At 43.6% G+C, this 24909-nt stretch carries 25 protein-coding genes; 16 read left to right on the top strand and 9 right to left on the bottom strand.

The annotated features are described in order from the left end of the window. Positions 1 to 41 precede the first annotated feature (41 nt). Entirely contained in the window at positions 42 to 707 is a 666-nt protein-coding gene (locus JRG66_RS14840; RefSeq protein ID WP_265163543.1) for a uracil-DNA glycosylase, read from the top strand. On the opposite strand, the gene JRG66_RS14835 is transcribed toward JRG66_RS14840, so the two are convergent. From JRG66_RS14835 to JRG66_RS14805, 7 genes are all read right to left on the bottom strand, one after another. Beyond that, positions 708 to 1349, bottom strand: a complete 642-nt coding sequence (locus tag JRG66_RS14835; protein WP_265163542.1) for a hypothetical protein — start codon at positions 1347 to 1349, stop codon at positions 708 to 710. A gap of 6 nt (positions 1350 to 1355) precedes the next feature. Next, a complete protein-coding gene (locus JRG66_RS14830; protein WP_265163541.1) occupies positions 1356 to 2204 on the bottom strand; it encodes a substrate-binding domain-containing protein in 849 nt (282 codons plus the stop codon). Next, entirely contained in the window at positions 2201 to 4252 is a 2052-nt protein-coding gene (ppk1, locus tag JRG66_RS14825; RefSeq protein ID WP_265163540.1) for a polyphosphate kinase 1, read from the bottom strand. The genes JRG66_RS14830 and ppk1 overlap by 4 nt, the downstream gene beginning before the upstream one ends. 66 nt (positions 4253 to 4318) lie before the next feature. Continuing rightward, positions 4319 to 5194, bottom strand: a complete 876-nt coding sequence (locus tag JRG66_RS14820) for a nucleoside phosphorylase (protein WP_265163539.1) — start codon at positions 5192 to 5194, stop codon at positions 4319 to 4321. A gap of 1 nt (position 5195) precedes the next feature. Next, positions 5196 to 6131, bottom strand: coding sequence for a DUF1835 domain-containing protein (locus JRG66_RS14815; RefSeq protein WP_265163538.1), 936 nt, complete (start codon positions 6129 to 6131; stop codon positions 5196 to 5198). A 9-nt stretch (positions 6132 to 6140) separates the two neighbouring features. Beyond that, positions 6141 to 6497 carry a translation initiation factor gene (locus JRG66_RS14810; protein ID WP_265163537.1) on the bottom strand — a complete coding sequence of 119 codons (357 nt, stop codon included), beginning with the start codon at positions 6495 to 6497 and terminating at the stop codon, positions 6141 to 6143. 7 nt (positions 6498 to 6504) lie between these two features. Further along, a complete protein-coding gene (locus JRG66_RS14805; protein WP_265163536.1) occupies positions 6505 to 7452 on the bottom strand; it encodes an isopenicillin N synthase family dioxygenase in 948 nt (315 codons plus the stop codon). Between the two features lie 126 nt (positions 7453 to 7578). Between JRG66_RS14805 and JRG66_RS14800 the strand changes: the two genes are divergently transcribed. The 15 genes from JRG66_RS14800 (at position 7579) to JRG66_RS14730 (ending at position 21444) form a co-directional block, all read left to right on the top strand. Further along, a complete protein-coding gene (locus tag JRG66_RS14800) occupies positions 7579 to 9588 on the top strand; it encodes an alpha-ketoacid dehydrogenase subunit alpha/beta (protein ID WP_265163535.1) in 2010 nt (669 codons plus the stop codon). A 130-nt stretch (positions 9589 to 9718) separates the two neighbouring features. Continuing rightward, a complete protein-coding gene (locus JRG66_RS14795) occupies positions 9719 to 9880 on the top strand; it encodes a DUF1328 family protein (protein WP_029033028.1) in 162 nt (53 codons plus the stop codon). A gap of 79 nt (positions 9881 to 9959) precedes the next feature. Then, on the top strand, positions 9960 to 10436 hold the full coding sequence (locus JRG66_RS14790) for a lipocalin family protein (protein ID WP_265163533.1): 477 nt from the start codon (positions 9960 to 9962) through the stop codon (positions 10434 to 10436). Between the two features lie 11 nt (positions 10437 to 10447). Beyond that, positions 10448 to 11143 carry a YiaD family glycine zipper/OmpA-like lipoprotein gene (locus JRG66_RS14785; protein WP_265163532.1) on the top strand — a complete coding sequence of 232 codons (696 nt, stop codon included), beginning with the start codon at positions 10448 to 10450 and terminating at the stop codon, positions 11141 to 11143. 64 nt (positions 11144 to 11207) lie between these two features. After that, positions 11208 to 12323, top strand: coding sequence for an NAD(P)/FAD-dependent oxidoreductase (locus JRG66_RS14780; protein ID WP_265163531.1), 1116 nt, complete (start codon positions 11208 to 11210; stop codon positions 12321 to 12323). Continuing rightward, a complete protein-coding gene (locus JRG66_RS14775) occupies positions 12323 to 13030 on the top strand; it encodes a methyltransferase domain-containing protein (RefSeq protein WP_265163530.1) in 708 nt (235 codons plus the stop codon). Before JRG66_RS14780 ends, JRG66_RS14775 begins: the two co-directional genes overlap by 1 nt. A 4-nt stretch (positions 13031 to 13034) precedes the next feature. Next, positions 13035 to 14087 (top strand): type III polyketide synthase, encoded by a 1053-nt coding sequence (locus tag JRG66_RS14770; protein ID WP_265163529.1) that lies wholly within the window; start codon positions 13035 to 13037, stop codon positions 14085 to 14087. Next, complete coding sequence (locus JRG66_RS14765) at positions 14081 to 14875, top strand: enoyl-ACP reductase FabI (protein WP_265163528.1); 795 nt, start codon at positions 14081 to 14083, stop codon at positions 14873 to 14875. The genes JRG66_RS14770 and JRG66_RS14765 overlap by 7 nt, the downstream gene beginning before the upstream one ends. Before the next feature lie 74 nt (positions 14876 to 14949). Beyond that, positions 14950 to 15384, top strand: coding sequence for a 3-hydroxyacyl-ACP dehydratase FabZ family protein (locus JRG66_RS14760; RefSeq protein ID WP_265163527.1), 435 nt, complete (start codon positions 14950 to 14952; stop codon positions 15382 to 15384). Further along, positions 15381 to 16652, top strand: coding sequence for a beta-ketoacyl-[acyl-carrier-protein] synthase family protein (locus JRG66_RS14755; RefSeq protein ID WP_265165466.1), 1272 nt, complete (start codon positions 15381 to 15383; stop codon positions 16650 to 16652). Before JRG66_RS14760 ends, JRG66_RS14755 begins: the two co-directional genes overlap by 4 nt. Before the next feature lie 74 nt (positions 16653 to 16726). Then, positions 16727 to 16981 carry a phosphopantetheine-binding protein gene (locus JRG66_RS14750; RefSeq protein ID WP_265163526.1) on the top strand — a complete coding sequence of 85 codons (255 nt, stop codon included), beginning with the start codon at positions 16727 to 16729 and terminating at the stop codon, positions 16979 to 16981. Further along, positions 16978 to 17580, top strand: coding sequence for a 4'-phosphopantetheinyl transferase family protein (locus JRG66_RS14745; protein WP_265163525.1), 603 nt, complete (start codon positions 16978 to 16980; stop codon positions 17578 to 17580). Before JRG66_RS14750 ends, JRG66_RS14745 begins: the two co-directional genes overlap by 4 nt. Positions 17581 to 17640: 60 nt before the next feature. Next, complete coding sequence (locus tag JRG66_RS14740; protein WP_265163524.1) at positions 17641 to 18372, top strand: hypothetical protein; 732 nt, start codon at positions 17641 to 17643, stop codon at positions 18370 to 18372. 291 nt (positions 18373 to 18663) lie between these two features. Then, a complete protein-coding gene (locus tag JRG66_RS14735; protein ID WP_265163523.1) occupies positions 18664 to 20694 on the top strand; it encodes an aconitate hydratase in 2031 nt (676 codons plus the stop codon). Positions 20695 to 20934: 240 nt separating this feature from the next. Continuing rightward, entirely contained in the window at positions 20935 to 21444 is a 510-nt protein-coding gene (locus tag JRG66_RS14730) for a DUF4251 domain-containing protein (RefSeq protein WP_265163522.1), read from the top strand. A 476-nt stretch (positions 21445 to 21920) separates the two neighbouring features. Here the strand turns inward: JRG66_RS14730 and JRG66_RS14725 are convergent, their stop codons facing one another. Both JRG66_RS14725 and JRG66_RS14720 read right to left on the bottom strand, forming a co-directional pair. After that, positions 21921 to 24071 carry a hybrid sensor histidine kinase/response regulator gene (locus tag JRG66_RS14725; protein WP_265163521.1) on the bottom strand — a complete coding sequence of 717 codons (2151 nt, stop codon included), beginning with the start codon at positions 24069 to 24071 and terminating at the stop codon, positions 21921 to 21923. Positions 24072 to 24387: 316 nt separating this feature from the next. Then, positions 24388 to 24858, bottom strand: a complete 471-nt coding sequence (locus JRG66_RS14720) for a DUF1569 domain-containing protein (RefSeq protein WP_265163520.1) — start codon at positions 24856 to 24858, stop codon at positions 24388 to 24390. Positions 24859 to 24909: the final 51 nt, after the last annotated feature.

The raw sequence follows: 24909 nt of genomic DNA, 5'->3' as shown, positions 1-24909 counted from the left end.
AAATTTCCCTATTTTTGGGAAGCTGCAATTTAACCAATAATATGACCTTTGACCTCACTCCAGATTGGAAAAAAAAGTTAAATCCCGAGCTTGAAAAACCTTATTTTAAGGATCTTCTAAAATTTGTGTCTGCCGAATATGAGGCGAACCACTGTTTTCCTCATCCCGATAACATATTCAAGGCCTTTGAACTTTCTTCTTTTGAAGGTACTAAAGTGGTAATTATAGGTCAGGATCCATATCACGGTTACGGGCAGGCACACGGATTGTGCTTCTCTGTTCAACCCGAAACCAAAATTCCTCCTTCGCTGGTAAATATTTTCAGGGAAATTAAGGAAGACCTCGGCACGCCTTTACCTAAACATGGAAATTTACAACACTGGGCCCGGCAAGGCGTGCTAATGCTGAATGCCACCCTTACGGTTCGCGCGGGCCAGGCAGGGTCACACCAGGGAAAAGGCTGGGAGAAATTTACTGATGCCGTGATCTCCACTTTGTCACAAGAACGGGAAAACCTGGTATTTCTACTTTGGGGCGGCCCGGCACAAAAGAAAGGCCGCAAAATCGATTCCAAAAAACATTTAGTGCTTACCAGCGGGCATCCGTCTCCGTTAGCGGCCAACAGGGGTTACTGGTTTGGGAACAAACACTTCAGTAAAACCAACGAGTTTCTAATGTCTATAGGCAAAGAGCCCATAGCCTGGTAGCTAGAACCTGTAACCCACGTTCACTGTTGGGAGCAGAACGATATCTGGAGAATATTTGTCGAACAGGTTCCTGCCAATTCCAAAAGATACATCGATCAGGAATCCCTGTTTTGCTACAAATTTTCCGCCCACACCTATTCCAAAGGCGAGATCGGTATATTCCACCAACTTTTCCTGCGTCTCCAGTTCTCCAGCCTCATTAGTTAATTTTATATCATTCTCATGTTCGCCATTTGAAAACATCCCAAAAACTTCGGCATAGTAGCCGCGGCCAACCTGGTCGTCTTTCAGGAAATACTTAAACTTTCCGGTAATTGAAAAATCTTTGGAATAGACTTCAGAAAGGTCTACATCCTCGCCTTCGTTCTTGTTGAAGACTTTTGAGAAGAACTCGACCCCGGCAGAGGTGTGGTCGCTAATAAGGTGTTCGTACCCCACATCAAGCGCGCCAAAGACCAAGAGGTTAAGCACATTGAGCTGTGCTTCGCTTTTGGTTGTATCCCTTTTAAAGATGATATCTTCCTGGAATGCAGGTTCTATTTCAGTTTGAATGGTATCCTGAAAAAATGCTTCTTCCTGGGCCATGGCCGGTGTCACAAAAAGCAGGAGTGTCAAAAATGACAAAAAATTGATCTTTTTCATAATCATTTATTGGGGTAAAAAATAGTAGCTGTCTTTGGTCTCCGGGATAAGGTTTAGTTCCAGGAGTTGTTCCTGTACCTTCTGGATCTCAAGCACAGAGATTTGTTTTTGGCTCCAGGTCGTGAGCTTAAGCCATTGCTCAATATCCTCTGCTTTTTGATTGTATTTTTTAGCTAGTGCGAGCTCAACTTTAGGGATTTCCTTAAATTTTTTAGTGACCTGGTTCAGAGTTTTGAGCATGGTGAGGATTCCTGCCTGGTCTGTCTCAAAAAAGTCTTTTCTTACGGCAATTACAAAGCAGGACCAGGGGGTGGGGCAATCTCCAACTCTTCTAAATACTCCTTCGTCTACGAGAGGTTTCGTGGTAAAATGCTCCCACATAAAATAACCGGCTCTTTCCTCCTGTAAAGCTTTCACAGCCCCGTTGATGTCGCCCACTACTTCAAATTCGAGTTTTGAGGTGTCCCAGCCCATATTTCGGGCATTTACGTAAGCCATGAGGTGAGAACCCGAACCATACCGGCTAATGGCCACTTTTTGATCCTTCAGGTCTTCAACCGACTCAAGCTTTGATTCAGCAGCCACATGTATTCCCCAGATTAAAGGAGAAGCGATATATTCCTGCACAATAATTGCCTCATTTCCGTTTAAGATGTCTTTGATAATGCCTTCAGTAAGAATAACGGCAGCATCAATCTCTTTATTTCTTAAGGCTTTGCACATGGCCCCTGTGCCGTCGGGAAAATCGCGCCAGCTAAGGTTCAGACCATTGTTGTTGAAGGTTCCGTCATCAATACAAAGGTGCCATGGCAGGTTGAAATGTTCTGGGACTCCGCCAACTTGAATGTTTCTCATGGGGCATGTTTTTCTTTTAGGTACTTGTATATTTCGTATTGTGACCTGATCTTTTTCTCACCCGGACTCGCGCCTACAAAATTATTCTTTTCTTCGGAATCCTGTATCCTGGCTTTTACGTTGTCTTGAAACTGAATTTCAAGGATGTCTTTGAATTCCTGCGCTATATCCTTATCATAAATAGGGGCGATCACTTCTATCCTGCGGTCAAGGTTTCGCGTCATCCAGTCGGCACTTCCAAAGTAGAGCTTTTCATTTCCGTCATTTTCAAAGATGTAAATTCGGCCGTGTTCCAGGAAGCGATCTACAATGCTGGTCATGTAGATGTTGCTGCTAAGGTTTTCAATGCCCGGCACAAGGCAGGTAAAGCCCCTCACCAGCAACCTGATGTTCACTCCCGCCTCACTGGCATCGTACAACAGGTCTATGATCTCCTTATCTTCGAGGCTGTTCATCTTAGCCTTAATTCCTGCTTTTTTGCCCAGCCTGGCATTCTCGATTTCCCTGTTGATCATGTCGGCAAAAGATTTTCTTGTCGAAAATGGCGAAATAAGCAAACGTTTTGCCCGTGGTATGATCAATTCGCCTTCAAGCACCAGGAAAACCCGCGAAAGTTCACTCGTTAGCTTCTCATGGGCCGTGAAAATGGCGTGGTCACAGTATATTTTGGAAGTTTTGCTGTTAAAATTCCCGGTGCCAATATATGCATAGTCTTTTAGTGTGCCATTTTCTTCCCGGCTTACCAGCAGGATCTTGGAATGTACCTTGATCTTTGGATAACTGTAGATCACTCTTGCACCTTCCTCTTCAAATTTTCGGCCCCAGTCAATATTGTTCTTCTCGTCAAACCTGGCCTTGGCTTCAATAAAAACAGTGAGTTTTTTGCCATTTTTGAGTGCCGAGAGCAGGGCAGAAGTCACCACCGATTCATCGGCAATCCTGTAAATGGAAATTTTTATTTCCTTTACCTGTGGGTCATGTGCGGCTTGTTGTATAAAGCGTTCTACATATTCAAAAGACATGTAGGGAAAATGCACCGACTGGTCTTTTTTGGCGATAACCTCAAAATAATTTTCGGCTTTCTCCAAAACCGAATGCTTTACAGTTGTCCATTTTTCATAATGAAGTGCCGCATTATTCGTGGGATCCGGGAAAGAGAAATAGTCACTAAAGTTGTGGTACCTGCCCCCGGGCATCATGTCAATTTTTCCCAGGTTAAGGCGCTTCCGAAGTATTTTTTGATCTTCGGCGGGCATGTTGGAATCGTAAAGCAACCTGGTGGGCTGCCCATCGGTTCGCTGTTGAAGGGATTCATAGATCTTCTCGGCCAGCAGCCCGTCTACTTCATCGTCTATATAAAGTTCGGCATCGCGGGAAAGCTTGATCTCGTAAATTCCTGAAATTTCCTTTTCAGGAAAAAGCTTCGGCACATTCACTTTTACAATATCATCCAAAAATGATATTTTATACTCCTCTGTTTCCGAAGAAAAAGTGATGAACCTTTCACATTCGTCTGTAGGGATATTTACAATCCCAAATTCAGCCTTATCTTTGAAACAGACCATGAAATACAGGCCGTTATTCTCCAGGAAAAGCTCTTCGCCGCCAAAAGAGTTTATGGTAGTGGCATTAATGCACTTCTGCACCTTTTTAAAATACCGGCGTGCAAATTCTTCCTGCTGCTCGTTGTAATCTTCACGATGCACCAGGTATATGCCTTCGGTCTCCAGTTCGGGGATAATTTCTTCGCGGTATATCCTGCCGAATTTATCCTGCTGTTCCCTAACTTCCTTAAGGATCTGCTTTACGGTCTTATTCGGCTTTAAGGCAAGCTTTTTCCTGATGCTCTTTTCTACCCTTTTCATTTGCCGAAGCTGGGACACCCGAACCCGAAAATACTCATCGAGGTTCATCGAGAAAATGGCCAGGAATTTTAGCCGCTCATAAAGAGGTGTGGTTTTATCCTGTGCTTCCTGCAGCACTCTCTCATTAAAACTTAACCAATTTAGATCACGGTGCCTTTTAATTTTCTCTTCAGGCTTTAACATACGGAGGGATTTCCCCAAAAATACAAATATGAGGTGCGATGGCTTTTAATATTCTGTTAAATGAGATTAGGCTGAAACCAACCTTTCCAGGGCATAGCGAATTGTGTTGTCTACGGCTTTTGCACCGTCTTTGGTAAAGTTGCCCGTAGCGCGGTTTGCGATAATGGCATTAAGCGATAAAGCTTTGTGGCCCAGCATGGCCGAAAGCCCGAAAATGGCAGAAGTTTCCATCTCAAGATTGGTGATCTTTTTGCCTTTAAAGCTAAAGCTGGCCAGTTTGTCTTTCATATTGTCATCTCTCAAAGCCAGTCTAAGCACACGGCCCTGGGGCGCATAAAACCCGGCGTTTGAACCTGTAAATCCTGCAAACACCTGCCCGGTCATAAACTGCTTTACGAGGGAAGGATTTGCCGCCACAACATAAGGCTTGCTGTTTTTCTCGTAAGTGCCAAGGTGATCTTCCAGAGCCTCGTTAAAATCCTGGAGCTGTACGTCATCGCTTTGGTAGAAGTGGAGAAGGTTGTCAAAACCAACTGCCATTTCACTTACCACAATAGAATCTACCGGAATATCTTTTTGAATAGAGCCCGAAGTTCCAATACGAATAATATTGAGGCTGGTTTGTTCAGCTTTCATCTCCCGGCTCTCAAAGTCGATATTTGCCAGGGCGTCTAGTTCGTTGAGTACAATATCGATATTATCTGTGCCTATTCCTGTTGAAACCACAGAGATTCTTTTGCCTTTGTAAATTCCGGTTTGAGTGTGGAATTCTCTTTTTTTAACGGCTACTTCAACTTCATCAAAGTATTTTGTGATCTTATCTACGCGGTTTTGGTCGCCTACCAGAAGAACGGTTTCGGCTAAGTGTTCGGGTTTTAAATTGAGGTGGTATATGCTGTTGTCTTTGTTCAGAATTAGTTCTGAGGCTGCTAAATGGTTCATGTTATAATTTTAGTAGATTGTGAGAAACGGGGTCGTAGAGGAAGTCGTACTTTTTTACGCCGCCGTAATATTCATCATCTTTTAAGTTCTGGTAATAATTTTTGGTGCCCTTAAGTGCTTTGATGCCATCTTCGTTCAGTTTTAATTTATCTTCTGAAGTTTCATAGAAAGGGCTTAGTTTATCGAGTATTCGCTGCATTTGCACATCTACGTAGCCGTAATAGCCCTGATACTGAAGGGCATAACCTAAAAGGTGGTGCATGGATTTAATATCGTGTTCTTCAATAAGCTTTAGAACATTGACCTCCAAAGTATTCAAACCGGTTTTCACATTGGGGAAACGCTCAATATGTGCCCTAATGGAACTGGATAAATATTCGAAGTTAGTAGTCTTCTTTATTTCTGAAGTCAGTTTTTTTGGATTTTTGCTGCAGTACAGTTCCCAGATCAACTGGGCGGTTTGAATATCGGCTTTCTCAAGCGGAATTCGGTGATTGTAATGTTCTTTCAGGTTTTTGTCTGAAAGCTGGGAGAGGGCGGTCATTTCTGCTTCTCCTTTTAACTTTCGGCTGCACACCAGAGAGAAAGGCCCGTCTTTTTTATTCTGAAGCATAAAACTGATGAGGGCGAGCATGTTCATATGTGAGAAAAGATCAAACTCAAACCACAGCACTATTTCGTCATAGTTGTTAATAGCTGCCAGTTTTGCCAGTTCGCTCAAAAACTCTTCCTGGTACTGCTCTTCAGAAATATTGTATTTTTCTAAAAGGAAAGTCCTTCGGCGCAGCACAAATTCCTCGTCTCCCACATCCATAGAGGCAGGGCCTTCGCACAGCATTTCCCTCCAGGTGATCACATCTCCCGGGAGTTTCAGATTTGTGATTTGCTCAGAAAGGTCGTCCCCGTTGGTAATATGTAATATTTTCTTCTCCTCCATAAAAACTCTTTAGCCGCCAATGCGCTTTACTTTGTATCCAAGCTCTCTAAGGTAAGACATTACTTTATCTCTCACATCTCCCTGAATTATAATTTCGCCATCTTTAACAGAGCCGCCAACGCCGCATTTTTTTTTGAGGTCTTTTCCAAGGGCATTGAGATCTTCTTGTGTGCCAATAAAACCTTTTACCACGGTAACTTTCTTACCTGCCCGGCCTTTAGAGCTGTAATGGGCTTCTAAAAGCTGGTCTTTGGGTTCAGGGCTTTCTTCCTGTTCTGTTTCATTGAGGCTTTCGGGATCAAAATTTTTATCTGTAGAGAAAACAAATCCTCCCAGGTCTTCAAGCCCCATCTTTTTCTTAGCCATAAAAAAACTATTTTTTGAGTCCTATTTCCACCAGTCTTTGATGAAGGAATTCACCGGCAGTAATATCAGGGTAAGCTTTTGGGTGTTCATCATCAATACATTCTTCAAGACAATTTAGTGGCATTTCACTACGCGGGTGCATAAAGAATGGAATGGAGTAGCGAGGGGTGCTCCATTGCTCTTTTGGAGGATTCACCACCCGGTGTATCGTACTTCTCAGTTTGTTATTGGTGTGTCTCTCCAGCATATCCCCCACGTTAATGACCAGCTCATCTTCCTGCGGAATTGCGTCTATCCATTCCCCGTCTTTTCTCAATACCTGTAGGCCTCCCGTAGATGCACCCATGAGCAGTGTGATAAGGTTGATATCTCCATGAGCCCCGGCCCTTACCGCGCCTTTAGGCTCTTCGGTAATAGGAGGGTAGTGTATGGGCCTTAAAATGCTGTTCCCGTTGCTGGCCCAGTGGTCAAAGTAAAACTCGTCAAGACCAATGTATAGTGCCAGCGCGCGTAGCACGTAAATTCCGGTTTTTTCCAGCATTCTGTAGGCTTCCATTCCGGTGTGGTTAAAATCGGGCAGCTCTTCTACCTGCACGTTTTCAGGATATTTTTCGGTGAGATTTGCATCTTTTGAAGGTTCCTGTCCAAAATGCCAGAACTCTTTAAGATCTCCCTCTTTCTTACCTTTGGCGTGCTCTTTTCCGAAGGAAATGTATCCGCGTTGCCCTGCAAGACCCTCAATTTCATACTTCTGTTTGGTTTCAAGCGGAAGGGCAAAGAAATTCTTCACTTCCTTGTAAAGCTCATCTACCAGGTTGTCGCTCAAAAAGTGGTTTTTTAAGGCAACAAAACCTATTTCTTCATAAGCCTTACCAATCTCATTTACAAATTTCTGCTTTCTCTGCGGGTTGTCAGACAGGAAGTCGGCCAGGTCAACACTGGGTATATTGTTCATTTCCATAGGATCATTTTTAGATACCACACAAAGTTAAATAAAATAAGAAGAGTGTAACGGGCTTTAAAATTTTCTTAATAACAAGGAATCCTATTTTAAGTACATTTGAGGAACCAATGCTTAATTATGAAAATTAAAGAAACTTCAATTCAACCTCTTATAGAATTTGACAGGACAGGTTTTAAAGATGAGCAACTTCTTCACCTTTACAGGGAATTGCTTAAACCCAGGCTTATTGAAGAGAAAATGCTGGTGCTGTTGCGCCAGGGAAAAATATCGAAGTGGTTTAGCGGAATAGGGCAGGAGGCCATTTCTATTGGCGTCACGCTTTCTCTGGAAAAAGATGAATACATCCTGCCAATGCATCGCAATCTTGGCGTCTTTACAGCCAGGGAAATCCCGCTGTACAGGCTTTTTAGCCAGTGGCAGGGAAAAGCATCTGGCTTTACCAAAGGCCGTGATCGCAGCTTTCACTTTGGTACGCAGCAGTTTAAAATCGTGGGGATGATCTCTCATCTGGGGCCACAACTTGGTGTTGCCGATGGTATCGCCCTTGCGCACAGGCTTCAAAAAGAGCAAAAAATCACTGCGGTTTTTACAGGGGAAGGCGGCACAAGTGAAGGTGATTTTCACGAAGCCCTCAACATTGCCTCTGTATGGCAGCTGCCCGTGATGTTTTGCGTGGAAAATAACGGCTACGGACTCTCAACGCCAACTTCGCAACAGTACAACTGTGAACATCTAGCCCATCGTGCTGCCGGTTATGGAATGGAATCTCATATTATTGATGGGAATAACATTTTAAAGGTCTACGGAAAGGTATCAGAACTAGCCGAAAGTATGAGGCAAAATCCGCGCCCGGTCTTACTGGAGTTCAAGACCTTCAGGATGCGGGGTCACGAGGAAGCCAGCGGCACAAAATATGTGCCCAATGAGCTGATGGAGCAGTGGGCAGTAAAAGATCCCGTAGATAACTTCAGGGAATTCCTCATTTCTCAAAAGATTATTTCTGAAGATCTTGACATTCAGTTTAAATCCGAAATCAAGCAGGAGATCGATGAAGATCTCAAAAAGGCAAATTCTGAAGCTGCTGTTGATTTCAGTGAAACTGAAGAATTAAATGATGTGTATCAAAACTTTGATTATGAGTCATTTAGTCATTCCGAAGAAACTGAAGAGCTCAGGTTCATAGATGCTGTGTCCCAGGGGTTAAGGCAGTCTATGCAACGGCATGGCAACCTGGTTCTCATGGGGCAGGATATTGCCGAATATGGCGGCGTTTTCAAGATTACCGAAAATTTTGTGGAGGAGTTTGGAACCGAACGGGTGCGCAATACTCCCATTTGTGAATCGGGGATCGTAGAAACCGCGATGGGTCTTTCAATTAAAGGAATGAAAGCTATGGTAGAGATGCAGTTTGCCGATTTTGTGAGTTCGGGCTTCAATCCCATAGTGAATTACCTTGCCAAGGTGCATTATCGCTGGAACCAGAATGCCGATGTGGTGATTAGGATGCCTTGCGGGGCGGGTGTGGGCGCAGGCCCGTTTCACAGCCAGACCAACGAGGCCTGGTTTACAAAGACTCCGGGTTTAAAAGTGGTTTATCCGGCTTTTCCTTATGATGCCAAGGGCTTGTTGAACACGGCTTTTAACGATCCAAACCCGGTACTTTTCTTTGAACACAAGGCCCTTTATCGCAGCATAAGGCAGGAGGTACCCAAAGACTATTACACTTTGCCCTTCGGAAAAGCTGCTTTGCTGCGAGAAGGTAAAGATATCACTGTAATAAGTTTTGGGGCCGCAGTGCACTGGGCGCTGGAGACCCTTGAGAACCACCCGGAGATCAATGCCGATCTACTTGACCTAAGGAGCCTGCAGCCGCTGGATACTGAAGCCATATTTTCGTCGGTAAAGAAAACAGGGAAAGTAATTATCCTGCAGGAAGACAGCGTCTTTGGCGGAATTGGCTCTGATATTGCTGCCATGATAGCCGAAAATTGCTTTGAAGCTCTCGATGCTCCGGTGATGCGGGTGGGCAGTCTTGAAACGCCCATTCCTTTTTCTAAAGCCCTTGAAGAAGGTTACCTTCCAAAAAAGCGGTTTGAAGAGAAGATCCTGGAATTATTGAAGTATTAAGAAAGAATTGGCGGTATGTTGATTTTGTTAGGATTTCTTTACAAAAAACTTGTTAAATAAGTAATAATCTTTTGTCTGCCGCGAGGTCGCAACGTAATTTAGAGACAACTAATCACTAAAACTTTAAATTATGATACGATTAATCGTTATCTTTTTAATCATTGCAATTATTGCCGCCATCTTTGGGTTCGGAGGAATTGCTGAAGGAGCTGCCGATATTGCGCAGATCATCTTTTACATTTTCCTTGTGTTACTCGTGATCGCATTGATAAGTAGGCTTTTCAGAAGATAATTGTAGACAGCATCATCCAATGTCATAAAGGTTTCTAACCCTGGCATTGGATTTTTTTTGACTCAGTAAAAACAGAAACATGAAAAAGATTGTTTTTTTAATTTTAAGTGTGGCTTTTCTTGTCTCCTGCGGTTCCGGCAAGGTGGCAAATGAGGCCAGGGCAACCATGAATGGCGACTGGCAGTTAACCAGTATCACTTATCCCGGAAACAGCCAAAATGTTCAGGTGTCCCTTTTAAATGATATTCCTGCCCGTTGTCTTGAAGGCAGTACCTGGAACTTTATTTCTAATAACAACACAGGTTCTTATGTGGTTTCAGGGCTTAATTGCCCATCAGAAACCGAATTCTTTATCTGGTCAATCGACGGGTCTAACGCCGCAATGGGTAACTATGACCTCATGTTCAAACCTACCAATTCCGATCATAAATCGGTTACCGGTAATACGGGGTACAGGATCAACCTTACTCATCTCTCGGGCAGTCAAATGACCTGGGAGCAAACAGTGAGCTTTGAAGGTAAACCATTTACAATTAAAATGAACTTTAATAAATAATTGAGAATACTATGAAAATGAGACAAAACAGATTATTTGCTTTTTTATTTGCAGCCCTTGTAATGTTAGTTGGCTGTGATGCTACAAGAAATGCCAATAATAAACAAAAAGGAACCGTTATAGGTGCCACAGGTGGTGCCGTGCTTGGCGGGGTTGTGGGTAATAATGTAGGAGACGGAAATACCGCTCTTGGCGCCATTATAGGTGGTGTTGTAGGTGGTGCCGCCGGGGCCTATATTGGTAACCGAATGGACAAACAGGCCCAGGAGATTGAACAGGAAATCCCCGGGGCCGAAGTAGAAAGAGTGGGTGAAGGTATTAACGTGACCTTTGATGAGACCAGCGGGGTGTATTTCGCGACAGACCAGTATGCCATTGAAGGGCAGTCTCGTGAAGCACTTCAAAAATTAGCCAATATTTTGCAGGAATATCCCAATACTAATATTCTGGTTGAAGGCCATACAGACAGTACCGGTAGCGATGCCTATAACCTTACGCTCTCTAAGAACAGGGCGCAGGCTGTAACCAACTTCCTTACCAGCCAGGGAATTTCCGGCGGAAGGATCGACACCAAATGGTATGGCGAATCCCAGCCAAAGTATGACAATTCTACTGTAGAAGGGCGTTCCAAGAACCGCAGGGTAGAGCTTGCAATTGTTGCCAACGAAGAACTAAAAGAAGAAGCAAGAAGACAGGCCGGAAATTAAGAATCCGGTTCAAAGTAAAAAACCCGGTTTTTCCGGGTTTTTTTATACCACATAAATTCCTGAAATGACCAACAGAATCATCATCGCAGGTGGCGGGCTCGCAGGTTTAACAGCTGCAATACACCTGGCTCAAAAAGGGCAAAAAATCACTCTTTTTGAGAAGGATGTTTTTCCGCGGCATAAAGTCTGCGGCGAATATTTGTCCCGCGAGGTGGTTCCTTATTTTAATGCGCTTCAAATTCCGTGGCGGGAGCTAAAAGCTAAAAAAATCGACAAATTATGCTACAGTACGCCTTCCGGAAAGGCAATTGACCTCACTTTACCCATGGGCGCGCTGGGCGTGAGCCGTTACGCATTAGACAACCTGCTTTTTGAAACTGCCAAAGCCAACGGCGTGGAAATACTCCGGGAAAAGCTGCTCGAAATGACATTTTTGGAAGGTGAGTTTAAAGTAGTTTCAACAGAAGCCGAGTACAAGGCCGATTATGTTCTTGGCAGCTTCGGAAAAAGGTCGTTGCTCGATAAGAACCTGGATCGTAACTTTTTTAAAGAATCAGCACCTTGGGTCGCAGTTAAAAATCATTACCGCCTGAAGGATTTTCCTGATGACCTGGTAGGTTTGCACAATTTTAAAGGCGGGTATTGCGGACTTTCAAAAACCGAAAATAATCACATTAACATGTGTTATCTCGCCACCTACAAAAGCTTCAGGACTTTTAAAGACCCCGAAAAGTTCAATAAAAAAGTGCTTCGGAAAAACCCCTTTCTGGATAGTTTTTTAGCTGAAGCTTCGCCGGTGTTTGAAAAACCGCTCACTATTGCACAAGTCTCCTTCAGCAAAAAAGAAGCCGTTAAAGATCACATGCTTATGCTGGGAGATGCGGCGGGGCTAATACATCCCTTGTGCGGTAACGGGATGGCCATAGCGATTCACAGTGCCAAAATAGCTTCCGAAGAAATTTTGGATCACTTTGTAAATGGTACTAAGCGGGCAGAAATGGAGACAGCTTATAAGCAGCGGTGGGAAAAGATGTTCCGCAGGAGATTTAAGACAGCATCTTTGCTGCAAAAGCTGCTTTTAAAAGAAAAACTGGCAGAAGTTTCCCAGGCCATAATTTCGAAAGTTCCATTTGTGCTGCCGGGAATCATAAAACAAACCCACGGAAAACCCATCGTATAATGGTTAATACTCAAACAAGATCTGCCCAAAAAGAGATTATGGACGATCTCGATATGCGGGGTGAGGAGCTGGAAAAAACGCTGCAGGATCTCGATAAGGTGAACCGCTGGCTGGGCGGCAATAAGATCACCCTGCAGGGTGTGGAAAAACTTCTCAAAAATGCCAGTTTTAGGAGTCCGGTAAAGATCATTGATGTGGGCTGTGGCAACGGCAGCGTACTTAAAGAAGTGGCGCGCTTAGGCCGTGAGACCGGCCAGAAATTTGAATTGACGGGCATAGACGCTAACAGGAATGCCAGGGAAATTGCCGAAAAAAACCTGTCTTCTTATCCCGAGGTTTCTTTCAAAGGCATGGATGTTTTTTCTGAAGAATTTAAACCTCTGGAAGCCGATATAATTTTATGTACCTTAACCCTGCACCACTTTTCTAATGAAGAGATCAAAAAGCTGATGAAGGTTTTCGTTCAGAAAGCGAAAATAGGGGTCGTCATAAATGATCTCAAGAGAAGCCGGCGTGCCTATTATCTTTTTAAGGTCTTTTGCCTGGCCTTTGGGATTCGGGAGATCAACCGTAAAGATGGGCTCACCTCGATCTTGAGAAGTTTTAAAAAGGAGGAACTGCAGGCATTGGGAAAAGATCTCGAGCCGAGCCGCCAGGAGATCAATGAAAAATGGGCATTTAGATATCAATGGATCTTATACAAATAAAAACATGAGCGTAAAAATAGCCACAGTAGCAAAACAACTTCCGCCTTACTCACGTGAAACCGCAGAGGTAATTCCCTTTGTGGAAACCTGGCTCGACGGGCAGGAGGAGCGGTTCAAAAGAAAAGTGGTTAAGATCTTTGAAGGTGCTGCTGTAGATAAACGATATTCTATCATGGATCCTTCCGAAGTTTTTACGGCGACTTCTTTTGAAGATAAGAACCGTATTTACAGTAGGGAAGTTAAAAAACTGGGCGCCAAAGTATTAAAAAAGGCTCTGGAACAAGCCGGTTGGGAAGCCAATTCTGTAGATTATATCATCAGCGTGAGCTGCACCGGCATCATGATCCCTTCTTTAGACGCTTTTCTCATCAACGAACTGCAAATGAAGCAGGATATTACCAGGTTGCCGGTCACCGAAATGGGTTGTGCCGCCGGGATTTCGGGGATGATCTACGCCAATAATTTTTTAAAAGCCAACCCGGGGAAGAGAGCTGCTGTTATTGCCGTTGAAAGCCCTACGGCTACTTTTCAGCTTGATGATTTCTCGATGGCCAACATGGTGAGTGCTGCAATTTTTGGAGATGGCGCAGCCTGTGTGTTAATGTCTTCGGAAGAAGATGCCCCCGGGCCAAAAATACTGGGGGATGATATGTACCATTTTTTTGACGCCACCCACATGATGGGTTTTGATTTGACCAATTCCGGTCTCAAAATGCTGCTTGATCAGGAAGTGCCACAAACCATTGCCGATCATTTTCCAGAGATCATCCATCCGTTCCTCAAAAAGCACAATTCTTCCATTGAAAAAGTAGACCATCTAATTTTTCATCCCGGCGGAAAAAAAATTGTGCAAACGGTTGAAGATCTTTTTGGTAAATTAGGTAAGAATATAGATGACACCAAAGAAGTGTTGCGGCTTTACGGCAATATGAGCAGCGCAACCGTACTCTATGTCCTGGAAAGGTTTTTAAACCGGCCAAAAGAGAAAGGGGAACAGGGCCTTATGCTAAGCTTTGGCCCCGGCTTTTCGGCTCAAAAAATACTTTTAGAATGGTAAAGGAATTTGAAGGAAAGAATTACTGGGCCCTGGTACTTGGCGGAAGCAGTGGCCTGGGTTTTGCTTCGGCCAAAAAACTGGCCCGGCACGGTATGAACATCCTGGTGGTGCACCGGGACCGGAAAGATGATTTGCCCGAGATAAAATCGGCTTTTAACGAGATTCGCGGGCTGGGGGTACAGCTGCATTCCTTTAATCGCGATGCCACCCGCAAAGACCGAAGGGAAGAGATCAAACAGGAAATGCAGGAAATTCTTGGGGAATCGGGGAAAGTCCGTACCATGTTGCACAGCATTTCCAAGGGAAACCTGAAGTCTATGCTGGGAAAAGAACCCACCTTAAAAAATGACGATTTTCAACAGACCATAGATGCCATGGCGATTAGCCTGTACGACTGGACGAGGCTTATTTTTGATGCGGGTTTGTTTGCAAAAGATGCAAGGATACTCTCTTTCACCAGCGAAGGCAATATCAAGGCCTGGAAAGATTATGCGGCAGTTTCGGCAGCCAAGGTGGCTTTGGAAGCCATAACCCGAAGCATTGCGCTCGAGTTTGCCCCCGAAGGCATTCGGGCAAACTGCATTCAGGCCGGGGTTACGGTAACGCGGTCTCTTGAATTGATTCCGGGTTATGAAAGCCTGCGGCAGCATGCTTTAAAGCGAAATCCTTTCAAAAGGCTCACCACACCGGCCGATGTTGCCAATGCTGTTTATTTGTTGAGCAAAGATGAAGCCAGCTGGATCACAGGTACCATAATTCCGGTTAACGGTGGGGAACACCTTAAATAAAGTGGGCAGTGATCAGTTATAAGTGGGCAGTGATCAGTTATAAGTTGGCAGTTTTTAATCTTGAATTTTGAACCTTGAATTTTGAATCTCTAATAAATTTACTTCCCTATTCAGAACCTTTCCTCTTTGTAGATGAACTAAAAGAGGTGTCTGAAAATGGCATTTCAGGCACCTATACTTTTAAGGAAGAAGCTGATTTTTACCGGGGACATTTTAAAGATAATCCGGTGACGCCGGGAGTAATTCTCACAGAATGTATGGCGCAAATTGGCGTGGTTTGCCTCGGAATTTTTCTGCTGAAGAATGAAGAATTAAAAAATTTTGGTGTGGCTTTGTCAAATGAATCAATAGATTATTTTTTACCGGTGCTGCCGGGGGAAAAAGTGACTGTGGTTTCAGAAAAGGTTTATTTCAGGTTCAATAAGTTGAAATGCAAGGTACACATGTTTAATGCTGAAGAAAAGCTCGTATGCAGAGGGGAAATTTCAGGAATGATAAAAGCGGAATGAACAGAAGAGTGGTGATTACAGGAATGGGCGTGGCCGCTCCAAACGGCGTAGGCTTAACTCCATTTTCTGAAGCCCTCAAAAAAGGCAAAAGCGGAATAAAATTTCAGCCAGAACTCGAGCGCCTTAAGTTCAGGTGCCAGATTGCCGGAAAACCTGAAATCCCGGAGGAAATGCTGAAAGATTATTTTACTAACCTGGAGCTGCGCGGGCTAAACAGCAGCGGCATTGTTTACGGAGTGATCTCGGGTGTTGATGCCTGGAAAGACGCAGGCTTGCCGCTAGGCCCCGAAGCAGAAACAGACTGGGATAACGGGATCATATTTGGCACCGGGATATTGGGCGTGGATAAATTCCGCGAAGCCATTCATTTAATTGACGACAAAAACACCCGCAGGCTTGGAAGCACGAGCGTAATTCAAACCATGGCCAGCGGGGTTAGTGCCTATCTCAACAGCAAGCTCGCCTGCGGCAACCAGGTCACCACCAATTCCTCGGCCTGCACTACTGGTACAGAAGCTATACTAATGGCAGCCGACAGAATACGGGCCGGGAAGGCCGAACGTATCCTAGCAGGCAGTTGTAGTGACAGCGGGCCTTACGTGTGGGGCGGTTTTGATGCCATGCGAATCCTTCCGCATAAATACAACGCTGATCCTGAAGCCGGATCGAGACCCATGAGCGGGTCGGCCGCGGGTTTTGTTCCCGGGAGTGGGGCAGGGGCGGTGGTAGTTGAAGACCTGGAATCGGCGCTCGAAAGGGGCGCGAAGATCTATGCTGAAGTTCTTGGAGGCCATATAAACAGCGGCGGACAAAGAAATAAGGGTTCCATGACCGCTCCAAATTCTGAAGGGGTGAAAAGATGTATCAAAAATGCCATTTTTGACGCCGGGGTCCATCCCGAAGAACTCGATGCCATTAATGGCCACCTTACCGCAACCTCCATGGATGCTACAGAAGTTAAGAACTGGAGGGAAGCTCTTGAGTTAAAAGGAAAAGATTTCCCGTATATCAATAGTTTGAAAAGCCTCACAGGACATTGCCTTAGCGCTGCCGGAAGTGTTGAAAGCGTAGCGAGTATTCTCCAGGTATCTGAAGATTTTCTCTTCGGAAATATTAATTCTGAAGACCTGCATCCGGAAATTGAAGAGATTGCCGGCCGGGAAAAAGTTCCGCAGAAATCCATTTTTAGAGAGGTAAATCTGGTAGCCAAAGCAAGTTTCGGGTTTGGAGATGTGAATGCCGTGGCAATTTTTAGTAAATTCAGATGATGTAAAAATTCCAAGAATAGAACGAAGTGGTCAGAAAACTTTGAACATTAAACTTTAAACTTTGAACCAAAAGAATGGAAACAAAAGAAATAATTTACTGCCTTAAAAAGATCGTGAAACCTTATGTTCAGAATGATCTGGCTTTTCAGGACTTTGGCAAAGACACGAATTTCGTGAAAGACCTGGAGATCAATTCGGCCAACCTGGTAGATATTGTACTTGATGTGGAAGATGAATTCAATATTGCCATAGACAATGATGCTATGGACAATATGCTCACCGTAGATGATGCCGTAAAGATCATAAAGACCAAGCAGCACGAGCAGTGATAGGCAATGATGTGGTAGATTTGGAACTGGCGGCGCGGCAAAGTAACTGGCGCCGAAAAGGCTTTTTAGACAGGGTCTTTTCTCCCGCAGAACAAAGCTGCATTCTCACATCAACCCGGCCCGGTCTTATGGTGTGGCTTTTATGGAGCATGAAAGAAGCTGCCTACAAGGCGCATCAGCGGGAACACAATTTAGCACCCCGCCTCAACTGGCTGGCGCAGAGGTGTGAACTAACGGAATTTACTTCCACTTCAGCTTTTGGCCGGGTGAAGGTCGAAAATTCGGCTTATTTCACTTCTTCGGAAATTACTTCAGGGTTTGTGCATACTTCCGCAGAAAAAAATCGAGGTTCGGGTGTCAAAAATGCCATTTTTGAAGCCTCTCCTTCCGAAGTGAAAGCGCAGCTTAAACAGCTGGTTTCAGAAGGTTTTAAAATGAAACCGGAACAGCTTCAGCTTAAAAAAGACCGCTTTGGAATGCCTTTTTTGACAGGGAAAAAGGGCTTTTGCTTCAGGCATTTTTCCCTTAGCGGCCACGGCAAATTCTACGCCTACAGCCTGTCGTTAATTAACTGTGAAACCACAGTTAAACACTCTTAAGGCCTTTGGACGATTTTGGGTGCGGTTGTATCTTTAATTGAATCCAAAAAACAATAATAAATGAAGAGTGTAGATAAGAAGGAAGTTATTAGCAGCCAGTCGGCTGAATTCATTGAACAGGCCGAAGCGGGAAAATTCCACAAAATGATTCCCGATACCTTTATTATTAAAATGGAAAATGGGGCACAGGGTTATGCCATAAGGCATTTGAACCGGCAGGATATGCTCTTAATCGATACTACTGCACCGGGGGCTCAAAAAGGGATTAAACACCTGGTTGAGGAAGGTTACAAGATCAAAGGAATTCTTGTGACCCATAAAGACGCCCTTCAAAATACTTACGCACCCCTCAAAGAAATTTCTGAAGATGCAGGCGGGGCGCCAATTTTCAGCCATCCGGTGAACAATGCAAACCTCGATTTCAATGTGCGCGATATCAATTCCAAAAATGACATTTTTAAGCACTTTTCTATACATTTAACCGATTTTCCTTCAAAAAGTGGAGAAACGGCAGTGATTTATTCTGATATCAATGAGGGCATGATCTTCGCCGGAAATACGGTAGAGGCCACCGCTTATGACCAGGAAGGTGACGATATTAAGCGGGCCGATACCGGAAGTGAGAACAAAAACCGCGGCATGGGAGAAACCTGGAGGACTTATATGAGAGAGTTCAGGTATTTTTTCCCTTATAAAGGAAAACCGAAATTCAACCTTTCTGAAGGGCAGCAAAAAGACCTTATCGTGAAATTAGGGAACACAGGAGAAGGCGGAAATAATCCAAATCTCTAACAAACAGCAAATAATAAAATAGTTGCCGCCACCGGTCTTTTATAAAAGTCTTGTGGCGGTTTTTAATTGCAGAACGGGACTACTCCCTGAAGTATTTTCGCGTTGGCTTCAATTTTTAAGATCTAATGAGCCTTAGAAGTTCCGGCAAACGTATATGGAAGGTGCTTTTCGGATAGTCCTTTTTCTGTTTTCGAAAGGGGCGGGAACATCCTGCTACCTATAAGATATTGTTAAAGGAACCGCCGTTTCGCGGGATTTTTGATAATTTAAAAGGAATTAAATCTTCACAAAATGTCAAAATACAACGTTACCCAAAAATTGATCAAAGAACACCTTCTCAAGGGGGAAATGACTCCGGGTAAGGAGATAGGAATAAAAATTGACCAGGCTTTGTTACAGGATGCCACAGGTACGCTGGTGCAGCTTGAACTCGAAGCCATGGGGCTCGATAAGGCAAAAACTGAAGTTGCCGTACAATATGTAGACCACAACCTTTTACAAACCGATTTTAAGAATGCCGATGACCATGCGTTCTTACTTTCGGCTTCCCAGAAATTTGGCATCTGGTACAGCAGGCCGGGTAATGGCGTGAGCCACCCAGTACATATGGAGCGTTTTGGAAAACCGGGAAAAACCATGGTGGGATCAGATTCTCACACTCCCGCAGCCGGATCTCTGGGCATGCTGGCCATAGGGACCGGAGGGCTGGATGTGGCTGCAGCCATTGCCGGGCAGCCTTATTTCGTAAAAATGCCACAGGTAATGGGGGTGAAGCTTACCGGAAAAATGCCCGATTGGGTGAGTGCAAAAGATGTGATTTTGGAAATGCTGCGCCGTTACGATGTGAAAGGCGGAGTGGGAAAAGTAATTGAATACTACGGCCCAGGGCTTAAAGAACTAAGCGCGATGGACAGGCATGTGATTGCCAATATGGGGGCCGAACTTGGCGCTACCACCACGGTGTTCCCCAGTGACGAAATGACCCGGAAATTTTTGAAGAGTCAGGGCAGGGAAGAAGACTGGACTGAACTTATAGCCGATGAGGGCTGTACTTACGACCTGGAAGACGAGATCGTGCTCGATGAGCTTATTCCGTTAATTGCAAAGCCTACCAGCCCCGGAAATGTGGTGCCGGTAAGAGAGGTGGAAGGCATGGACATTGGCCAGGTGGTGATTGGTTCTTCGGCAAATCCCGGGGTGAGGGATTTTTGGGTTGCAGGTGCCATTGTAGATGGAAAAGCCACGCGAGAAGAAGTCTCTTTTGACATTAACCCGACTTCCCGGCAGGTCATTCAGAATTTGATTGCTAATAAGGGATTTGAAAAACTGATTGCAGCCGGAGCCCGTTTTCACCAATCGGGTTGTATGGGATGTATTGGGATGGGCCAGGCACCGGCTTCTGACACCATTAGCCTGAGAACCATGCCGCGCAATTTCCCGAGCCGCTCGGGAACTGAAGATGACCAGGTGTATTTGTGTAGCCCCGAAACGGCGGCAGCTTCGGCTTTAACCGGAAAAATCACCGATCCGCGTGACCTTGAGAAGCTCTACGATATGAAGTACCCCAAATATGAATATCCCGAAAAGGAACTTATTAATACCATGATGCTGGTGGCACCACCAGAAGACGGCTCAAATATTGAACTGAAAAAAGGCCCTAATATTAAGTCCCTGCCATATATTGAGCCTTTAAGAGAGGCTTGTGATGTGCCGGTTTTACTGAAAATGGGTGACAATATTTCTACCGATGAGATCTTAAGGGCAGGGGCCGAGGTACTTCCTTTCCGAAGTAATTTGCCAGAGATCAGTAAGTTTTCTTATTCGGTTATTGACGATAGTTTTTATGACCGGGCCCAGGAAGCAAAAGATCATTACGGAGGCCATGTAGTGGTTGCCAAAGACAATTATGCACAGGGTTCGAGCAGGGAACATGCGGCACTTGCACCAAAATACCTGGGGCAAATTGCAGTGATTGCCAACTCTTATGCCCGTATAGCCTGGCAGAACCTGGTGAACTTCGGAATATTACCCCTGGAGTTTATAGACATTGCCGATTATGACAAAATTGAACAGGGAGACCAGGTAAACCTCCTTAATTTGAGGGAAGATGTGAAAAACCGAAATAACATCAAAGTGGTAATTGATAAAGCCAACGGGGAGAAGGTAGAGATAGAAACCAAACACAGCATGAGTGACCGGCAAATCCAGGTACTTCTAAAAGGAGGTATCATTAATGAATTCAAGGAGCAGCTCAAGAATAAGGAAGTGAATGCTGTTAAGGAAAATACCGTTACCGATAACGCCCGGAAACAGGTAAAATAGCACACACCAAGTACATTTATATAAATCCAACAGAAGCTAGGACAAAAAATTTACGAGTAATTTAGTCCATATGGGTTGAGTAAAGTCTTGGTTTCTGCTGCCGGACAAGAATGAATTTTAAAAAAAGTCCTGTGAATGCAGGGCTTTTTTCGCTTATCCTTATGGAATTGCTGAATCATTTTTATCTTCGGAAAACTACTTAAAACACTTGTTTTTAGTAAATTAGATCAAATAAAACTAATGATGAAAAGGTATTTTGAAACACTGAAGCTGCCGGCAATAGTAGTGTATTTTGCGCTAGTTATCAGTGCATGCGGAAGTGCAGGAAAAAACATGGCCAATGAACCTGAATATAGGGAATTGGTGGAAGATATCAGGGACCTGGAATTTGAGATTGAAAACGATTGGGCCAATCCTTCACAATACAGCAGGGTAAACCTGATTGGCAACCCCAACCGCATCAAATTTGAGGAAGATACAGTAGAAGTTATTCTTCCGTTTTTTGGTGAGAGATATGCCGGAGGCGGTTATAATGCCGATGGCGCAATACAATTTAAAGGCATTCCCAAAGAGCTGAAGATAAAGGAAAAACCGGAAAAAGGTGCTGTGGAACTTTCTTTTGAAGGAAACAGGAACACAGAGAACCTGGATTTCCAAATCACTATTTTTAGCAATGGCGTAGCCCGAACATCAGTAACTTCGTCACAGAGGGAACATATTTCATATGATGGCAAACTTGTGGAACGCTAACGGAATCTGGATTAAAATAGATTGACCTTAATTAATGAAAATCTGTTTTCCTGAGAATCCTGAAATTGAATTGCATAAAGAAGTTTTTGCGCCTTGTTATAGAATCCAGCCTGCACTAAAGGCGCTATTTTTTACAGGTATAGAATATTTAATTGGGTTAATGAGATTGTGAAGAGGCCAAAGAGGATGAGAAATTATAAGGTTACGAATTATTCTATTTTACATAATATAAATTATAGTGCAAATATATTAATATGCTTGTTATTAAAATATAAGCATCCCCGTCAAAAGCTGAATCTTCTTATTTTGACCAGAATTCAAAGGTCTGCCTGCCGCCTTGTGCATTTAAAAACTTTCTTTCACCTCCTAAAATTGGAAATTACTTGGTTATTTTTCCGCAGCAATTGAAGAAGATTCAGTTTGGTTACAGGGGAAAATTATCACCGGCAAAATATAAAAGATCAGTTTTCTCATGCTTATTGGCCAGTCACATCCTGGTAACTCGAATTTAAATATTTCTGTAATAATTTAATCAAAGCATTTTTATCTATGGGTTTTGGGATATAATCGCTAAAACCCATCTCAAGATATCTTTCCCGGTCGCCCGGCATTGCAAAGGCTGTTTGGGCAATAATTGGGAGAGCCTGGTTGAATTCCTTTATTTTTAAAGTTGCTTCTTCCCCACTCATTTCGGGCATCTTTATGTCCATGAGCACCAAAGAAATATCAGGGTTGTTTTTTACCATTTCAACGGCTTCTGCGCCGTTAACTGCATGTAAAATCTCAGAAATTCCAATATTTTCTACTATCTTTTTCAGAATGAGATAATTCAGCTTATCATCTTCAGCAATAAGGATTTTTTGATCTGGCAGCAGTTTTGCATCACTTTCTTCTTGGTCTGTGTCGGTTTCCGAAAGGTAAACTTCATCCTTTGGAATATTAAAATAGAAGGTGCTGCCTTTTCCTTCTTCAGATTCTACCCAAATGCTGCCGCCAAGCATTTCGGCATAAGCCAGGGCTATAGATAACCCCAGGCCCGAACCTTCATGCGACCGACTCAAACTGGAATCGGCCTGCACAAACCTGTCGAAAATTACCTCAAGGCGATTTTCGGGGATCCCAATCCCGTTATCTTTAACATAGAAAACTATATCGCCGTGCTCGTCATAACTGCCAATTTCTATAGTACCATTTGAAGTAAACTTATTGGCATTGCTTATTAAATTGATAAAAATGCTGTTGAGCATATTCCGGTCTGTATACAAAAATGTATTGCTTTGAAGATATTTGCTGGTACATATAATCTTATTAGCTTTTTTTTCGGCTATGGGGCCGGCAACATTTACGTGATTGGTCAATACCTTAGAAAGACTGAATTTGGACTTGTTTACTTTTATCTGCTGGGTTTCCACCTGTGAGATATCAATGAGGTCGTTTACTGTAGCGAGCAGTCTAGCACCACTTATTCGCAGGACTTCATAATATTTTTCACGCATCTGTTGATCTGCCGAAGGTAGTTTTAAAAGGCTTATGGCCCCCATAATGGCATTTAAAGGAGTCCGTATTTCGTGACTTATATTTTGAAGGAAAACACTCTTTAAACGGTTGCTCTCTTCTGCTTTTTTCTTTGCTTCCCTTAAGCTGTCAAAAGTGGCTTTTTTCTCGGTAATATTTTCCCCAAGGCTGGCTATACCAGCAATTTTTCCGTAATCATCAAAAACTACAGAGTTGTACCAGGAGATATATAGTTCCCTGTTATTTTTTGTGAGGATCTTGCTTTCAAAACGATGCAGGTTCCGGTTGTTGTCAAACAGTTCATTAAGCCCCTGCTCTGTAATTTCCCGCTCTTCTTGTGGCACAAAAATATCTATAGACCTTTTCCCCACCAGTTCTTCCTGGGTATACCCGGTAATATCTAGCAGGTATTTATTGCAAAAAATAATCTTTCGGTCTTTATCCAGGTTGATGAACACCATATTGATATCGAGCATCATTTGCGTAAACCGCTGCTCAGATTCGAATAACCTGTCTTTGGCTTTTCGGTTTCTCCAGATTTCCAGCTGCCGGTTCATAAGAACCCCAAGCAGTACGGTGATGACGGGGTATATGACAAGAATGGGCACAGCCATGAATTTCACCATAGCCACAGAACCTTCTGAAGGTAAAACTATAGGTAACAGCAACATAAAAATATGCACTATCAGTCCGAAAAAATACAGCGATAAAATGCTGTTTTTGCCGCCTTTTTTTTGCTGAAAATACCTCCAGGCTATACCCGTTAAACCTGAAATTACGATAAGGCAAACCCCAACCAAAACAAAATTTCCTCCCAGGAACAACCTGTAAGTTGCGGTAATTACAATGGCGATTATGGTGGGAATAGCCCCTAGGTATAAGCCTGCTATGGCCAGAAGAATTGTTCGCAGGTCAAAGTAGTGCCCGGGCTGGTAGGTCCACGGGGTAAACATGAGTAAAATGCCAATGCCGCCCACAATGATACCCGCAAAAACATTGGGCCATAACTTTTTGGAATAGGTAGAATTAATCCACCGGGTAGCATACAAAAAGCTGAATACCAGCAGCAGCGCAACGTTTTGTATCAGTCCCGAAAAGTAAGAGTAATCCATATTTTTAAGCGGAGTTTGGAAAAAAGACTGTGAGTTGTGAAAATCTTACTACTATAAAACCAGCTTCTGGCCAAATTGATTTTCAATCACTAGATTAGTTTTACCCGGGTGTTTTAATGCTACATCTTTTGATTTACCTGAATATTAAATATAAGAATTTTTGCTTAAGTACACCTACTGAGGCAAATATGAGCACCAGCTTCACAAACAAATAGGATGGCTAAAATAATAGTGGATAAAAAATGCTCTCAAAAATGGCATTTTTGACATGAAATCTTCTGCAGTTCCCGGCTTAGTATAGACGCCGGAAATATTTTCAGGCCCTGCTATCCATAATTTCCCTGATGATCTTAAGGTGATGCTCGGTGTGTATGACCAGGAATTTTGCAGTTTCATCTCTTTTTATATGCCCGAAGTATGGGTGTTCAAAAAAGGCATTTTTGGGGAGCTTTGGTATCCCGGTCATCTTGCGGCTTATTTTTTCGATCTGTTCCTCAAGTGCTTCTTCGGAAATATTTTCTTCCGGAATCGTCTTTTTTGGGGCTCTGGCCTTGCCCCTCGGAATTTTTCCCGTGAGGTACACCAGCTCCTTTTTCCAGCTGAAGCTTCGGCGGTATTGTGCAGGATCTGAGATATCAAGGGCACCTAGAATAGATTGCATGACCTTTAAACTGTGCGCGAGGTGCCAGCCTACCGGCACCTTTGAGATTTGGGGGTTGCGCCTGGCCTTAAATTCGATGTAAGCTTTTAATTCCTGTAATTGCCCTTGCAATTCTTCAGATTTCATGGGTTTGAATGTTTTCTTCTTAAAGGTAGAAAAAAATAACTGAGGCTGCTT

The organism is Salinimicrobium tongyeongense, from assembly GCF_026109735.1.
Classification (GTDB): Bacteria; Bacteroidota; Bacteroidia; order Flavobacteriales; family Flavobacteriaceae; genus Salinimicrobium; species Salinimicrobium tongyeongense.
Note: the sequence above shows the minus strand (reverse complement) of the source record. Positions and strands in the feature narration are given on the sequence as shown.